Raw genomic sequence first — 15,172 nt, 5'->3', positions numbered from 1 at the left:
GGAGCCGTCCATGTCCATGCAGCAGAAAATCGAACAGAGCCTGCAGGCACTTGGCCCGCAGCACCTTGAGGTGCTCGACGAGAGCCATATGCACAGCCGCGGTCAGCAGACCCACTACAAAGCGGTGCTGGTCAGCGAGCAGTTCGACGGGTTGAGCAGCGTCAAGCGCCACCAGAAGGTCTACGCCACCCTCGGCGACCTGATGGGGCAGTTCCACGCCCTGGCACTGCACACCTATACCCCGCAGGAATGGCAGAAGATCGGCGCTGCGCCGGCCTCGCCAACCTGTGCCGGAGGCAGCAAACACTGATTCCCGATCAGGTTTTTGCTAGAATCCGCAACGCGCCGCCCGTCGGCGCGTTTTTATTTGTCATCCGGTCCGCCCTTTACGAGGGTGACCACCTGGAGAGTTATTGCATGACCCAAGCTATCGTCGTGGCGGCGTTGTACAAGTTCGTCACCCTGAAAGATTACGTCGAGCTGCGTGAGCCGTTGCTCGAAACCATGGAAAAATACGGCGTCAAGGGCACCCTGCTGCTGGCGGAAGAGGGCATCAACGGCACCGTTTCGGCCACCCGCGAAGGCATCGACGGCCTGCTCGCCTGGCTGCGCAGCGACGAACGTCTGGTCGACGTCGACCATAAAGAGTCGTACTGCGACGAGCAGCCGTTCTACCGCACCAAGGTCAAGCTGAAGAAAGAGATCGTCACCCTCGGCGTGCCGGGCGTGGACCCAAACCACCAGGTCGGCACCTACGTCGAGCCGAAGGACTGGAACGCGCTGATCAGCGACCCGGAAGTGCTGCTGATCGACACCCGCAACGACTACGAAGTGTCGATCGGCACCTTCGAAGGCGCCATCGATCCGAAAACCACCACCTTCCGCGAGTTCCCCGAGTACATCAAGGCCAATTTCGATCCGGCCCGGCACAAGAAAGTGGCGATGTTCTGCACCGGCGGCATCCGCTGCGAGAAGGCCTCCAGCTATATGCTCGGCGAGGGTTTCGAAGAGGTCTATCATCTTAAGGGCGGGATCCTGAAATACCTCGAAGAGGTGCCTCAGGAGCAGAGCCGCTGGCAGGGCGACTGCTTCGTCTTCGATAACCGGGTCACCGTGCGTCACGACCTCAGCGAAGGCGACTACGACCAGTGCCACGCTTGCCGTACCCCGATCAGTGCGCAAGAGCGCGCCTCCGAGCACTACTCGCCCGGAGTCAGTTGCCCGCACTGCTGGGACAGCCTGAGCGAGAAGACCCGGCGTAGCGCCATCGATCGGCAGAAGCAGATCGAACTGGCCAAGGCCCGCAACCTGCCGCACCCGATCGGCCACAACTACCGCAAAGCCGCCGAGGAGTGATACATGACCGCTCGCCTGCTCTATGTGATGGACCCGATGTGCTCCTGGTGCTGGGGTTTTGCGCCGGTAGCCGAGGCCTTGATCGCGCAGGCGAGCGCCGCCGGGGTGCACACGCACCTGGTGGTCGGTGGGTTGCGCAGTGCGAGCAGCGCGCTGGACGCCTCGACCCGGCGTTATATTCTTGAGCACTGGCAGGCGGTCACTGCGGCCACCGGCCAGCCGTTCCAGCTCGACGGCGCGCTGCCCGACGGTTTTGTCTACGACACCGAGCCGGCCTGCCGGGCGCTGGTCGCGGCCCGTAGCCTCGATCCGCAGCTTGGCTGGGCCTTGCTCAAGGCGATTCAACAAGCGTTCTATCAGCACACCGAAGACGTCACCCGTGCCCCGCAACTGGTCGAGCTTGCCGAGCGCGCCGGTTTCGAGCGCACGGCGTTTTCCGATGCGTTCGTCAGCGCCGAGACCCGCGCGGCGACCGCTGCCGATTTCAGCTGGGTGCAGGACCTGGGCATTGCCGGGTTCCCGACCCTGCTTGCCGAACGTAATGGCCAGTTGGCCCTGCTGACCAACGGCTATCAGCCGCTCGACGCCTTGGCGCCGCTGCTCGGGCGCTGGCTGGAGCACTTGAAGCACCAGGAGCGCGCCGCGCATGCTTGATCTGCCAGGCTCGCCCGACCCGCTACCAGGGCCTGCGCCAACCCCTGCCGATCGCCTGAGCTGGGCGGAAATCCGCCGCCTGGCCCTGCACCATAAAAAAGCCTTGTGGATCGCCAACGGCGTGGCCGTACTGGCGGCGTTGTGCAGCGTGCCGATTCCGCTGTTGCTGCCGTTGCTGGTCGACGAAGTGTTGCTCGGGCATGGCGATGCCGCGCTGAAGTTCATGAACAACTTTCTGCCGAGCAGTTGGCAGGTATCGGCCGGCTATATCGGCCTGATGCTGGTGGTGACCCTGTGCCTGCGCTGCTGCGCGCTGGCCTTCAACGTGGTGCAGGCCAAACTGTTTGCAGGGTTGGCCAAGGACATTGTCTACCGACTGCGTATTCGCCTGATTGAGCGGCTCAAGCGTATTTCGCTCAGCGAGTACGAAAGCCTGGGCAGCGGTACGGTAACCACCCACCTGGTGACCGATCTGGACACCCTGGACAAATTTGTCGGCGAAACCCTCAGCCGCTTCCTGGTGGCCATGCTCACCTTGACCGGCACGGCGGCAATCCTGATCTGGATGCACTGGCAGCTGGCGCTGCTGATCCTGTTGTTCAACCCGCTGGTGATCTTCGCCACGGTGCAGTTGGGCAAGCGCGTCAAACACCTGAAGAAGCTCGAAAACGACAGCACTTCGCGTTTCACCCAGGCGCTCACCGAAACCCTCGACGCCATTCAGGAAGTGCGGGCCGGCAACCGTCAGGGCTATTTCCTCGGCCGGCTCGGCCTGCGTGCCCAGGAAGTGCGCAACTATGCCGTCGCTTCGCAATGGAAAAGCGATGCCAGCGGTCGCGCCAGTGGCCTGCTGTTCCAGTTCGGGATCGATATCTTCCGCGCCGCCGCCATGCTCACCGTGTTGTTTTCCGACCTCAGCATCGGCCAGATGCTCGCCGTGTTCAGCTACCTGTGGTTCATGATCGGCCCGGTCGAGCAGTTGCTTAATTTGCAGTACGCCTATTACGCCGCCGGCGGTGCGTTGAGCCGGCTCAACGAGCTGCTCGCGCGTAGCGACGAACCGCAATATCCTGGCGGCATCGACCCATTCAAGGGCCAGACCACCGTCGGCATCGACGTGCGCGGCCTGCGCTTCGGCTATGGCGAGGAGCCTGTGCTCGACCAGCTCAACCTGTCGATTGCGCCGGGTGAGAAGGTCGCCATCGTCGGCGCCAGCGGCGGCGGTAAAAGCACCTTGGTGCAGTTGTTGCTGGGCTTGTACACCGCTCAGGCCGGAACTATCCGCTTCGGTGGCGCAACCTTGCCGGAAATCGGCCTGGAAACCCTGCGCGAGCAGGTCGCGGTAGTGCTGCAGCACCCGTCCTTGTTCAACGATACCGTGCGCGCCAACCTGACCATGGGTCGCGACAGCAGCGACGACGCCTGTTGGCAGGCGCTGCGCATCGCCCAGCTCGATGCCACCATTGCGGCCTTGCCGCAGGGCCTGGACAGCGTGGTCGGCCGCTCCGGTGTTCGTCTGTCCGGCGGCCAGCGGCAGCGCCTGGCGATTGCCCGGATGATTCTGGCCGAACCGAAAGTGGTGATTCTCGACGAAGCCACCTCGGCGCTGGACGCAGCTACCGAATACAACCTGCACGAAGCCATGGCGCGCTTCCTCAGTGCGCGCACCACGCTGATCATCGCCCACCGCTTGTCGGCAGTGAAGCAGGCCGACCGGGTGCTGGTGTTCGACGGCGGGCATGTCGCCGAGGACGGCGATCACCAGCAACTGATCGCCGAAGGCGGGCTTTACGCCAAGTTGTACGGGCATCTGCAGCAGAGCTGAAAGAAATTGCCGGGGCGGCCGAGAAATCCACCTTTGCCTTGATGGCAAATAGCCTAGGCTGTGATGATATGTGTTGAGATTCATACGGCTCTGCGGCAAGGACCTCATGAAGCGAAAACGGACTCTCGAAGCGCCCCGGCTGTTGGGGATCATCTGGCCATTTGTTGCGGTGGTGCTGTTCCAGGCGATGCTGGGCGGTATCAGCCTCTATGCGCTGTCGTCGCTGCGTGGCTACGTTGCCGGCGAGAGTCTCTGGTCCAAGGGCCAGAAAGACGCTATCTATTACCTGAACCTGTACGCCGATAGCGGCGACGAAACCACCTTCTACAAGTACCGCAAGGCGATTTCGGTGCCCCAGGGCGGGCACGACCTGCGCGTGGCCATGGATAGCCAGCCGCCGGACCTCGACGCCGCCCGCGCCGGTTTTCTGCAAGGTGGCAACCACCCGGATGACGCCACCCGGGTGATCTGGCTGTATCAGAACTTCCGCCATGTCAGTTACCTGGCCCGGGCTATCGAGCTGTGGGCGGTCGGCGACGGTTTCCTGCAGGAACTGGACAGCCTGGCCGATGAGATCCATACCGGTTTCGCCGACGGTCGCCACTCAGCGCAGACCGTGACGCACTGGAAAGCGCGGATCGCCGCGATCAACGAAGCCGTCACCCCGGCGGCCACTGCCTTTAGCGATGCCCTTGGGGAAGGTTCGCGGGTGCTGTTGCGCCTGCTGCTGGTGGTCAACCTGGCCACCGCACTGTTCCTGATCGCCCTGGCCTGGCTGCGTTCGAGCAAGCTGCTGGCACAACGCCAGGCCTTTGCCAGCGCCTTGCAGGCGGAAAAGGATCGCGCCCAGATTACCCTCGAGTCGATTGGCGACGGGGTGATTACCACCGACGTCGAAGGCAATATTGCCTATATGAACCCGGCTGCCGAGCACCTGACCCACTGGAACGCCGAACAGGCCCAGGGCCTGCCGCTGGCCGCGCTGTTCAGTCTGCTTGACGACAACGCCGAGAAGGACCACCTCAGTCTCACCGAGCACATCCTCAACGGGGCTCTGCGCGGCGGTAGCGAGCAGGCCAAGCTGATTCAACGGCTCGATGGCAGCACTGTTTCGGTGACGCTGGTCGGCGCGCCGATCCTCAGCGAAGGCGAGGTCGGCGGGGTGGTCCTGGTGCTGCACGACATGACCCAGGAGCGCCAGTACATTGCCAATCTGTCGTGGCAGGCGACCCACGATGCGCTGACCGGGCTGGCCAATCGCCGCGAGTTCGAATACCGCCTGGAGCAGGCGCTCAATGAACTGGCCAGGCAGGTAGGGCGGCATTCGCTGATGTTCCTCGACCTGGACCAGTTCAAGCTGGTCAACGACACCAGCGGGCATGCCGCGGGCGATGAATTGCTGCGGCACATCTGCGCGGTGCTGCAAGCCGGCTTGCGTGAGGGCGATGTGCTGGCTCGGCTGGGCGGCGACGAGTTTGGCATCCTGCTACAGAATTGCCCGGCCGAGCAGGCCGAGCGGATTGCCGAAAACCTGCGCCAGGCAGTGCAGAGCCTGCATTTCGTCTGGAAGGGGCGGCCGTTCATGACCACCGTCAGCGTCGGTCTGGTGCACCTGGTGCAGGCGCCGAGCTCGTTGGAGGCGTCGCTGCGGGCCGCCGACATGGCGTGCTACATGGCCAAGGAAAGAGGTCGTAATCGGGTGCAACTGTATCACCCTGACGACACCGAACTGTCCATGCGCTTTGGCGAGATGGCCTGGATCCAGCGCCTGCACATTGCCCTGGAAGAGAACCGCTTTTGTCTCTATGCCCAGGAAATTGCTGCGCTGCATGAGCATGAGGCAACCGCTGGGCACCTGGAGATTTTGCTGCGCCTGCACGACGAGAGCGGCCGGATCATCCTTCCAGATAGCTTCATTCCCGCTGCCGAGCGCTATGGCCTGATGACTGCGCTGGACCGCTGGGTGGTGCGCAATGTGTTCCAGGTGATCCGCCAGGGCCTGGACAATCGCCCTGACGGGGCGCTGGCCATGTGTGCGATCAACCTCTCGGGCAGCAGCATCGGCGATGACAACTTCCTCGAATACCTGCACCGGCAGTTTGCCGAGTACGCCATCCCGCCGCGGCTGATCTGCTTCGAGATCACCGAAACCAGCGCCATCGCCAACCTCGGCAGTGCGATCCGCTTCATCAACGAGCTGAAGGGGCTCGGTTGTCGCTTCTCCCTGGACGATTTCTGCGCCGGCATGTCGTCATTCGCGTATTTGAAGCACTTGCCGGTAGACTTCCTGAAGATCGACGGCAGTTTCGTCAAGGACATGCTCGACGACCCGATCAACCGGGCGATGGTCGAAGTGATCAATCACATCGGCCATGTGATGGGCAAGCGCACCATCGCCGAGTTCGTCGAAACGCCGTTGATCGAGCAGGCACTGCAGGAGATCGGTGTCGATTATGCCCAGGGCTACCTGATCGAGCGGCCGCAGGTGTTCACCTGCGAAAGCTTGCAGCGCCAGCGCCACAATGCGCGGTCGCTGATGTTCAGGGAACCGGGCACCTTCGGCTGACGCTGCCCTGCAAAAATCACACGGAATCAAAGGAGCTGACAGTGATTGATGCGTTCATTCGAACCGGTCCATTGATGGACCCCGCAAGCTACCCGTTATGGGCCCAGCAGTTGATCCGCGACTGCGCCGCGAGCAAGCGTCGCGTGGTGGAGCATGAGTTTTATCAGCGCTTGCGCGACAACCGCCTGGGCAGCAAGGCCCTGCGTCAGTACCTGATTGGTGGCTGGCCGGTGGTCGAGCAGTTTTCCCTGTACATGGCGCAGAACCTGACCAAGACCCGCTACGCGCGTCACCCCGGCGAAGACCTGGCGCGACGCTGGTTGATGCGCAATATCCGCGTCGAGCTCAATCATGCCGACTACTGGGTGAACTGGTGCCATGCCCATGGCATCAGCCTGGCCGAGTTGCAGGCGCAGCAGGTGCCGCCGGAACTGCATGCCCTCAGCCATTGGTGCTGGCACACCAGTTCGGCCGATTCGCTGATTGTGGCGATAGCCGCCACCAACTACGCCATCGAAGGGGCGACGGGCGAGTGGTCGGCGTTGGTCTGCTCGAGCGGTGCCTATGCGGCGGGGCTCCCGGAGGAGGGGCGCAAACGCGCGATGAAGTGGCTGAAGCTGCATGCCCAGTACGACGATGAGCACCCCTGGGAAGCCTTGGAGATCGTTTGCACACTGGCGGGCAATCACCCCTCGGCGACATTGCAGGCGGAGCTGCGCGAGGCGGTGTGCAAGAGTTACCACTACATGTACCTGTTTCTGGAGCGCTGCCTGCAAGAGGAACCGGCACTCCCGAAGCGTCAAGGCGCCGCCACGCGGGCGGCGCTGGTCGAATGACGTTTATTGGGCGTTGAACGCCTGACCGTTGATGCCGGTGCTGTCCGGACCCATGAGGTACAGGTACACCGGCATGATTTCTTCCGGCAGTGGGTTGTTTGCCGGGTTTTCCCCTGGGTAGGCCTGGGCGCGCATGCTGGTGCGGGTCGCGCCCGGGTTGATGCTGTTGGCGCGTACCGGCGCGACATTTTCCAGTTCGTCGGCGAGGGTCTGCATCAGGCCCTCGGTGGCGAACTTCGACACCCCATAGGCACCCCAGTAGGCCCGGCCCTTGCGCCCGACGCTGCTGGAGGTGAACACCACCGAGGCATCCTGGGACAGCTTGAGCAGTGGCAGCAGGGTGGCGGTGAGCATGAACATGGCGTTGACGTTGATGTGCATCACGCGCATGAAGTTCTCGCCCGAGAGCTGTTCGATCGGCGTGCGCGGGCCAATGATCGAGGCATTGTGCAGCAGGCCGTCGAGGCGTCCGAAGGCATTCTCGATCATCACGGCCAGCTCGTCGTACTGATGCGGCAGGGCGGTTTCCAGGTTGAACGGAATGACCACCGGTTGTGGGTGGCCGGCAGCTTCGATTTCGTCGTAGACCGCTGTCAGGTTGGCTTCGGTCTTGCCCAGCAGCAGCACGGTGGCGCCATGGGCGGCGTAGGCCTTGGCAGCGGCGGCACCGATGCCACGGCCGGCGCCGGTTACCAGAATGACGCGGTCTTGCAGCAGGCCAGGGCGGGCGGTGTAGTCGAACATGGGGTTACCTCGAAAAAGGGGGGGACTTGATCGCCGGCAAGGCCGGCTCCCACAGGCCATTGGCACCGTTGTGTGGGAGGCGGCGTTGCCGGCGACAGGGTCAGCAACCGCAGAGTGCGCTATCCAGCACCGTGCGCAGCTCCAGTGGGTGGTCGACGACCACGTCCGCGCCCCAGTTGTTGGGGTTGTCCTCTGGGTGAATATAGCCGTAGCGCACCGCTGCGGTGCGGGTGCCGGCATCGCGGCCGGACTCGATGTCACGCAGGTCGTCGCCGACGAACAGTACGCTGGCCGGGTCCAGGTTCAGGGTTTTGCAGGCGAGGATCAGCGGCTCCGGGTCGGGCTTGCTGTTTTTTACGTGGTCCGGGCAGATCAGCAGGGCCGAGCGCTCGGCCAGGCCCAGGCGCTGCATGATCGGTTCGGCAAAGCGCAGCGGCTTATTGGTGACCACGCCCCACAGCAGGTTACCTTTCTCGATGTCGGCAAGCAGCTCGGCCATGCCGTCGAACAGCTTGCTGTGCACCGCGCAGTCGCGCTGGTAGCGTTCGAGGAACTCCAGGCGCAAGGCCTCGAATTCTGCCGCGTCGGGGCTGATGCCGAAAGTGGCTTCGACCATTGCCCGTGCGCCGCCGGAAATCACGTCGCGGACCTTCTGCTCATCGATTGCCGGCAGGCCGCGCTCGGCCAGCATGGCCTGGCAGATCGCGATGAAGTCCGGCGCCGTGTCGAGCAGGGTGCCGTCCATGTCGAAAAGTACTGCTCGCAAACGCATGCTTATTCCTCGCGCAGGGTCTGGATCATGTAGTTGACGTCAACGTCCGGGGCCAGCTTGTAGTGCTTGGTCAGCGGGTTGTAGGTCAGGCCGATGATGTCCTTGACCTCCAGGCCGGCAGCCCGGCTCCAGGCGCCCAGTTCGGACGGGCGGATGAATTTCTTGAAGTCGTGGGTGCCGCGTGGCAGCAACTTCATGATGTATTCGGCGCCGATGATGGCGAACAGGTAGGCCTTCGGGTTGCGGTTGATGGTCGAGAAGAACACCTGGCCGCCCGGCTTGACCATGCGGAAACAGGCGCGGATCACCGAGGACGGGTCTGGCACGTGCTCCAGCATTTCCAGGCAGGTAACCACGTCGAATTGCTCGGGCATTTCTTCGGCCAGGGCCTCGGCGGTGATCTGTCGGTAGTCGACGCTCACCCCCGACTCCAACTGGTGCAGTTGGGCCACGGCCAGTGGCGCCTCGCCCATGTCGATGCCGGTAACGGTAGCGCCACGCAACGCCATGGCCTCGCTGAGGATACCGCCGCCGCAACCGACGTCGAGGACCTTCTTGCCGGCGAGCTTGACCCGCTCGTCGATCCAGTTGACCCGCAGCGGGTTGATGTCGTGCAGCGGCTTGAACTCGCTTTCGCGGTCCCACCAGCGGTGGGCCAGGGCTTCGAACTTGGCGATTTCGGCGTGGTCGACGTTGCTCATGGAACGGTCCTCTGAAACTTCGATAATTTGCTACGGGCGCCAGCCGGGGCTGGCAGCGGGTTATTCGTGTTGGCCGGCGATGCGCTGGCCCCAGGCACAGGCACTGGCATGCAGGGCCTGTTCGTCCATCCGCGTCAGGCGGCCGTCTTCCAGCAGTTGCCGGCCAGCCACCCAGACATGCTTCACGCAGTCGCGGCTGCTGGTGTAGATCAGTTGCGACACTGCATCGTAGATTGGCTGCTGGGCCAGGCCCGACAGGTCGAACGCGACCAGGTCGGCGGCCTTGCCCAGTTCCAGCGAGCCGGTCACGGCGTCCAGGCCCAGCGCGCGGGCGCCATTCAGGGTGGCCATGCGCAACGCCCGATGCGCATCCAGGGCGCTCGCCGACCCGGCCACGGCCTTGGCCAGCAGCGCGGCGGTGCGGGTTTCGCCGAGCAGGTCAAGGTCGTTGTTGCTGGCCGCGCCGTCGGTCCCGACGGCGACATTGACCCCGGCTTGCCAGAGACGCTCGACCGGGCAGAAGCCACTGGCCAGCTTGAGGTTCGATTCCGGGCAGTGCACCACGCTGGTGTTGCTTTCTACCAGCAGGGCCAGGTCGTCGTCGCTGACCTGGGTCACGTGCACGGCTTGCAGACGCGGGCCCAGCAGGCCGAGCCGGGCCAGGCGCGCCAACGGCCGCTCACCGTGCTGCTCGACGGACTGCTGCACCTCGAAGGCGGTTTCGTGGATGTGCATCTGGATCGGTGCGTCGAGTTCTTCGGCGATTACCCGGACTTTTTCCAGGTTCTCGTCGTTGACCGTGTACGGCGCGTGCGGGCCGAGCGCGACGGTAATGCGCGGGTGATGGCGCAGGTCGCCGAACAGCTCGACGCCGATGTGCAGGCCATCGTCGAAGGTGCGCGCACCAGGAATCGGGAAATCGAGCAGCGGCGTGGCGATTTGTGCGCGGATGCCGCTGTCATGCACGCAGTCGGCGGCAACCTTGGGGAAGAAGTACATGTCCGAGAAGCAGGTAATGCCGCCCTTGAGCTGCTCGGCAATGGCCAGCGCGGTGCCGTCGCGGACGAAATCCTCGCTGACCCAGCGGCTTTCGGCCGGCCAGATGTGTGCTTCGAGCCAGGTCTTCAGTGGCAGGTCGTCGGCCAAGCCGCGAAACAGGGTCATGGCGGCGTGGCCGTGGGCGTTGATCAGCCCGGGAGCGAGCAGGCAGCCTGGCAGCTCGCGGGTTTCGTTGGCGCTCAGGCGTGCGGCCTCTTCGCGGCTGCCGATAAACACGATCTTGCCGTCACGAATGCCCAGGGCGTGCGCTTGCAGTACCACCCCTGCCGGTTCGACAGGCACCAGCCAGCTTGGCAGGAGCAACAGGTCGAGGGGGGCGGTAAGCTTGGGCATGCGCGGATTTCCCGGGGTGGCCGAAAGGGATGGCGAAGTATACCCGAGCGTCCGCGACAGGGGCTCGTTATAATCGTCGGCTTTTGATGTCCGAATGACGGGGTGAGGGATGCGCGATCGACTGTTGGCTGCAGAGAAGGTAACGGCCATCGATTGGCGGGACGGTGCCCTGTACCTGCTCGATCAGCGCGCGCTGCCGGTAGCGCAAGACTGGCGGGTCTATCACGATGCGGCCGGGGTCGCCGAGGCGATCCGCACCCTGGTGGTGTGCGGTGCCGCCGCCATCGGCATCAGTGCAGCCTATGGACTGGTGCTGGCGCTGCGCGCACGCCTGGCCCAGGGTGACGACTGGGAGCGGGCGCTGGAAGAGGACTTCGAACTGCTCGGCGAAGCGCGGCCGAGTGCGGTCAATCTGTTCTGGGCACTCAATCGTATGCGTGAGCGGCTGCTGCGCCTGAAGGCCGGCGACGATGTGCTGGCGATCATGGAGGCCGAAGCCATTGCCATCCACCAGAGCGACCGCGAAGCCAACCTGACCATGGCCCAGCTCGGCGCCGAGCTGATCCGCAAGCACCAGGGTAGCGAACAGGCGGTACTGACCCACGGCAATGCCGGGGCGCTGGCGAGCGGCGGCGTGGGTACGGCGCTGGGGGTGATCCGCGCGGCCTACCTGGAAGGGATGATCGAGCGGGTGTATGTCGATGAGACCCGGCCCTGGCTGCAAGGCGCACGGCTGAGTGCCTGGGAGTTGGCGCAGGAGCAGGTTCCGGTCACGGTGAATGCCGACTCGGCGGCTGCGCACCTGATGAAGACCAAAGGCCTGACCTGGGTCATCGTCGGCGCCGAGCGGATCGCTGCCAATGGCGATGTGGTGAGCAAGATCGGCACTTACCAGTTGGCTGTGAGTGCCATGCACCATGGCGTGCGCTTCATGGTGGTGGCGTCGAGTTCGAGCCTCGACATGAACCTGCCCAGTGGCGACGACGTGTTGATCGAGGAGCGTGATGGCAGCGAGCTGCTGGAGTTCGACGGCTTGCAGGTCGACGTCTTTAACCCGGTATTTGATGTGACGCCCGCGGACCTGATCGACGTAATCGTGACTGAAAAAGGCATTGTAGAGCGGCCGGATATCGTGAAGCTCGCGCAGCTGATGTGTCGCAAGCGGTTGCATTGATCGCACGGTGGGTGGGGCGGCCTGGCCTGCGATAGCGGGCTTGCGGGTCGCATCGCCGGCAAGGCCGGCTCACGCAGGGGTCTCAATAACCCCCACTATCCCCCTGTATGCCCGGCGGCGCTTTGCCATACTCCCATGCCTGCGGCGATTGTGGTAACATCCGGCGGTTTCCAAGACCGCCCGCTGGGGCTGTCTTTACTGCGCAGATCCATGGCATAACTCGTTGATTTGTCGTAAGTCGTTGCAGGGCATCTCCCGGCAGCGGCGAGCTTCGTTCGTCCCATATGGATGTGACGAGGTTTCACCAGAAAAAGGAATCAGGCTTCTCATGGGCGAACTGGCCAAAGAAATCCTCCCGGTCAATATCGAAGACGAACTGAGACAGTCCTACCTCGACTACGCGATGAGCGTCATTGTCGGGCGTGCACTGCCCGATGCGCGTGATGGCTTGAAGCCCGTGCATCGCCGCGTTCTGTATGCGATGAGTGAACTGGGTAACGACTGGAACAAACCGTACAAGAAATCCGCCCGTGTGGTCGGTGACGTGATCGGTAAGTATCACCCGCACGGTGATACTGCGGTGTACGACACCATCGTACGGATGGCCCAGCCGTTCTCGCTGCGCTACCTGCTGGTAGACGGTCAGGGCAACTTCGGTTCGGTTGACGGCGACAACGCCGCGGCCATGCGATACACCGAAGTGCGCATGACCAAGCTGGCGCACGAGCTGCTGGCCGACCTGCACAAGGAAACCGTGGACTGGGTGCCGAACTACGACGGCACCGAACTGATTCCCGCGGTGATGCCGACCAAGATCCCCAACCTGCTGGTCAACGGTTCCAGCGGTATCGCCGTGGGTATGGCGACCAACATCCCGCCGCACAACCTCGGTGAAGTCATCGACGGTTGCCTGGCGCTGATCGATAACGCCGAGATCACGGTCGATGAGCTGATGCAGTTCATCCCGGGTCCGGACTTCCCGACTGCCGCGATCATCAACGGCCGCCAGGGCATCATCGAGGCCTATCGCACCGGCCGTGGCCGCATTTACATGCGTGCGCGCTCCACTGTCGAAGACATCGACAAGGTCGGCGGCCGTCAGCAAATCGTCGTCACCGAGCTGCCGTACCAGCTGAACAAGGCGCGGTTGATCGAGAAGATCGCCGAGCTGGTTAAGGAAAAGAAACTCGAAGGCATTACCGAGTTGCGCGACGAGTCCGACAAGGACGGTATGCGCATCGTCATCGAGCTGCGTCGTGGTGAGGTTCCAGAGGTTATCCTCAACAACCTCTACGCCCAGACCCAGCTGCAAAGCGTGTTCGGCATCAACATCGTGGCGCTGATCGATGGCCGTCCGCGGGTGCTGAACCTCAAGGACCTGCTCGAAGCCTTCGTCCGTCACCGCCGCGAAGTGGTTACCCGCCGCACCGTGTTTGAACTGCGCAAAGCCCGCGAGCGTGGTCATATCCTTGAAGGGCAGGCGGTTGCGCTGTCCAACATCGACCCGGTCATCGCCCTGATCAAGGCCTCGCCGACGCCGTCCGAGGCCAAGGAAGCGCTGATCAGCACGCCGTGGGAGTCCAGTGCCGTGCAGGTCATGGTCGAGCGCGCTGGCGCCGATTCCTGCCGTCCGGAGAACCTCGACGAGCAGTTCGGTCTGCGCGATGGCAAGTATTTCCTCTCGCCAGAACAGGCTCAGGCCATCCTTGACCTGCGCCTGCACCGCCTGACCGGCCTGGAGCACGAGAAGCTGCTGGCCGAGTACCAGGAGATTCTCAACCAGATCGGCGAGCTGATCCGCATCCTGAACAGCGCCGAGCGCCTGATGGAAGTCATCCGCGAAGAGCTGGAACTGATCCGCGCCGAATATGGCGACGTGCGCCGTACCGAGATTCTCGATGCGCGCCTGGACCTGACCCTGGGTGACATGATCCCGGAAGAAGAGCGCGTGGTGACCATCTCCCACAGCGGCTACGCCAAGACCCAGCCACTGTCTGCCTACCAGGCCCAGCGCCGTGGCGGCAAAGGTAAGTCGGCCACTGGCGTGAAGGACGAAGACTACATTTCGCACCTGTTGGTAGCTAACAGCCACGCCACGTTGTTGCTGTTCTCCAGCAAGGGCAAGGTGTACTGGTTGAAGACCTACGAAATTCCCGAAGCGTCGCGTGCCGCCCGTGGTCGCCCGCTGGTCAACCTGCTGCCGCTGGACGAGGGTGAGTACATCACCACCATGCTGCAGATCGACCTGGAGGCCCTGCAGCAGAGTGCCGGCGACGAGGAGGAGCTGGACGATGCCGACGACGCGGTGCTCGAAGGCGAAGTGATCGAAGCCGAGGAAATCGAAGAAGTCGATGGCGACACCGCCGAGCTGGTGGCCGAGCCTACCGGCGCGTACATCTTCATGGCAACCGCCATGGGTACCGTCAAGAAGACGCCGCTGGCGCAGTTCAGTCGTCCACGTTCCAGCGGCCTGATTGCCCTGAAACTGAAGGAAGGCGACACCCTGATTGCTGCCGCGATCACCGACGGTTCCAAGGAAGTCATGCTGTTCTCCGATGCCGGCAAGGTGATCCGCTTCGCCGAAGGCGTGGTGCGTGAGATGGGGCGCGGTGCCCGTGGTATCCGCGGTATGCGTATCGGCAAGGGGCAGCAGCTGATTTCCATGCTGATTCCGGAGTCCGGCGCGCAGATTCTCACCGCCTCCGAGCGCGGCTTCGGCAAACGCACGCCGCTGAGCAAGTTCCCGCGTCGCGGTCGTGGCGGCCAGGGTGTGATTGCCATGGTCACCAAGGAGCGTAACGGCAAGCTGATCGGCGCCATCCAGGTACAGGAAGGCGAAGAGATCATGCTGATCTCCGACCAAGGCACGCTGGTGCGTACCCGGGTTGGTGAAGTGTCGAGCCTGGGTCGTAACACCCAGGGCGTGACCCTGATCAAGCTGGCCAGTGACGAGACCCTGGTGGGTCTGGAGCGGGTCCAGGAGCCTTCGGAAGAAGATGAAGAAGGTTTCGACGGCGATATCGATGGTGTCGGCGGCGTGGCTGCTGAAGGCGATGCCGAAGTCGTGGACGGGGCGCAACTGGATGCTGCTGCCGACGAAGAGACACCCCAGGAATAAACTGTAAGCGCAACCTTTGGGAGCGGCTGTGGGG

At 63.4% G+C, this 15,172-nt stretch carries 12 protein-coding genes; 8 read left to right on the top strand and 4 right to left on the bottom strand.

What is annotated here, in order from left to right; all coding sequences use genetic code 11:
• The first annotated feature begins 10 nt into the window (after positions 1 to 10).
• The 6 genes from DCO48_RS00940 to DCO48_RS00915 all read left to right on the top strand — a co-directional run bounded on the left by DCO48_RS00940 (position 11) and on the right by DCO48_RS00915 (position 7,237).
• Positions 11 to 310: a BolA family transcriptional regulator gene (locus DCO48_RS00940; RefSeq protein ID WP_116548756.1), complete on the top strand. Its 300-nt coding sequence runs from the start codon at positions 11 to 13 to the stop codon at positions 308 to 310.
• Positions 311 to 417: 107 nt separating this feature from the next.
• Positions 418 to 1,356 (top strand): rhodanese-related sulfurtransferase, encoded by a 939-nt coding sequence (locus tag DCO48_RS00935; protein ID WP_116548755.1) that lies wholly within the window; start codon positions 418 to 420, stop codon positions 1,354 to 1,356.
• Between the two features lie 3 nt (positions 1,357 to 1,359).
• Positions 1,360 to 2,010, top strand: a complete 651-nt coding sequence (locus DCO48_RS00930; protein WP_116548754.1) for a DsbA family protein — start codon at positions 1,360 to 1,362, stop codon at positions 2,008 to 2,010.
• Positions 2,003 to 3,835 (top strand): ABC transporter ATP-binding protein, encoded by a 1,833-nt coding sequence (locus DCO48_RS00925; RefSeq protein ID WP_116548753.1) that lies wholly within the window; start codon positions 2,003 to 2,005, stop codon positions 3,833 to 3,835. Before DCO48_RS00930 ends, DCO48_RS00925 begins: the two co-directional genes overlap by 8 nt.
• A 106-nt stretch (positions 3,836 to 3,941) precedes the next feature.
• Positions 3,942 to 6,401, top strand: coding sequence for an EAL domain-containing protein (locus DCO48_RS00920; RefSeq protein WP_116548752.1), 2,460 nt, complete (start codon positions 3,942 to 3,944; stop codon positions 6,399 to 6,401).
• A gap of 41 nt (positions 6,402 to 6,442) precedes the next feature.
• Positions 6,443 to 7,237: a TenA family transcriptional regulator gene (locus DCO48_RS00915; protein WP_116548751.1), complete on the top strand. Its 795-nt coding sequence runs from the start codon at positions 6,443 to 6,445 to the stop codon at positions 7,235 to 7,237.
• 3 nt (positions 7,238 to 7,240) lie between these two features.
• Here DCO48_RS00915 and DCO48_RS00910 read toward each other — a convergent pair whose 3' ends face one another.
• The 4 genes from DCO48_RS00910 to DCO48_RS00895 all read right to left on the bottom strand — a co-directional run bounded on the left by DCO48_RS00910 (position 7,241) and on the right by DCO48_RS00895 (position 10,846).
• Positions 7,241 to 7,981, bottom strand: a complete 741-nt coding sequence (locus tag DCO48_RS00910; RefSeq protein WP_116548750.1) for a YciK family oxidoreductase — start codon at positions 7,979 to 7,981, stop codon at positions 7,241 to 7,243.
• A 100-nt stretch (positions 7,982 to 8,081) separates the two neighbouring features.
• Positions 8,082 to 8,753, bottom strand: coding sequence for an N-acetylmuramic acid 6-phosphate phosphatase MupP (mupP, locus tag DCO48_RS00905; protein ID WP_116548749.1), 672 nt, complete (start codon positions 8,751 to 8,753; stop codon positions 8,082 to 8,084).
• Between the two features lie 2 nt (positions 8,754 to 8,755).
• Positions 8,756 to 9,454 (bottom strand): bifunctional 2-polyprenyl-6-hydroxyphenol methylase/3-demethylubiquinol 3-O-methyltransferase UbiG, encoded by a 699-nt coding sequence (gene ubiG, locus DCO48_RS00900; protein ID WP_116548748.1) that lies wholly within the window; start codon positions 9,452 to 9,454, stop codon positions 8,756 to 8,758.
• 60 nt (positions 9,455 to 9,514) lie between these two features.
• Complete coding sequence (locus tag DCO48_RS00895; RefSeq protein ID WP_116548747.1) at positions 9,515 to 10,846, bottom strand: TRZ/ATZ family hydrolase; 1,332 nt, start codon at positions 10,844 to 10,846, stop codon at positions 9,515 to 9,517.
• A 109-nt stretch (positions 10,847 to 10,955) separates the two neighbouring features.
• Here DCO48_RS00895 and mtnA point away from each other — a divergent pair, with 109 nt between their 5' ends.
• Together mtnA and gyrA are read left to right on the top strand one after the other, a co-directional pair.
• The gene (mtnA, locus tag DCO48_RS00890; RefSeq protein WP_116548746.1) at positions 10,956 to 12,020 is read left to right on the top strand and encodes an S-methyl-5-thioribose-1-phosphate isomerase; all 1,065 of its coding nucleotides are present in this window, start codon (positions 10,956 to 10,958) and stop codon (positions 12,018 to 12,020) included.
• A 328-nt stretch (positions 12,021 to 12,348) separates the two neighbouring features.
• Positions 12,349 to 15,138 carry a DNA gyrase subunit A gene (gyrA, locus tag DCO48_RS00885; protein ID WP_116548745.1) on the top strand — a complete coding sequence of 930 codons (2,790 nt, stop codon included), beginning with the start codon at positions 12,349 to 12,351 and terminating at the stop codon, positions 15,136 to 15,138.
• The last annotated feature ends 34 nt before the right edge of the window (positions 15,139 to 15,172 follow it).

This window comes from Pseudomonas sp. SDI (assembly GCF_003105155.1).
Lineage (GTDB): Bacteria > Pseudomonadota > Gammaproteobacteria > Pseudomonadales > Pseudomonadaceae > Aquipseudomonas.
The sequence above is the reverse complement of the archived record's forward strand: the minus strand, read 5'-3'. Positions and strand labels throughout refer to the sequence as shown.

Coding starts and splice junctions, on each gene's coding strand:
- DCO48_RS00940 (WP_116548756.1), top strand. CDS start 11: ATGTCCATGCAGCAGAAAATCGAACAGAGCCTGCAGGCACTTGGCCCG.
- DCO48_RS00935 (WP_116548755.1), top strand. CDS start 418: ATGACCCAAGCTATCGTCGTGGCGGCGTTGTACAAGTTCGTCACCCTG.
- DCO48_RS00930 (WP_116548754.1), top strand. CDS start 1,360: ATGACCGCTCGCCTGCTCTATGTGATGGACCCGATGTGCTCCTGGTGC.
- DCO48_RS00925 (WP_116548753.1), top strand. CDS start 2,003: ATGCTTGATCTGCCAGGCTCGCCCGACCCGCTACCAGGGCCTGCGCCA.
- DCO48_RS00920 (WP_116548752.1), top strand. CDS start 3,942: ATGAAGCGAAAACGGACTCTCGAAGCGCCCCGGCTGTTGGGGATCATC.
- DCO48_RS00910 (WP_116548750.1), bottom strand. CDS start 7,981: ATGTTCGACTACACCGCCCGCCCTGGCCTGCTGCAAGACCGCGTCATT.
- mupP (WP_116548749.1), bottom strand. CDS start 8,753: ATGCGTTTGCGAGCAGTACTTTTCGACATGGACGGCACCCTGCTCGAC.
- ubiG (WP_116548748.1), bottom strand. CDS start 9,454: ATGAGCAACGTCGACCACGCCGAAATCGCCAAGTTCGAAGCCCTGGCC.
- DCO48_RS00895 (WP_116548747.1), bottom strand. CDS start 10,846: ATGCCCAAGCTTACCGCCCCCCTCGACCTGTTGCTCCTGCCAAGCTGG.
- mtnA (WP_116548746.1), top strand. CDS start 10,956: ATGCGCGATCGACTGTTGGCTGCAGAGAAGGTAACGGCCATCGATTGG.
- gyrA (WP_116548745.1), top strand. CDS start 12,349: ATGGGCGAACTGGCCAAAGAAATCCTCCCGGTCAATATCGAAGACGAA.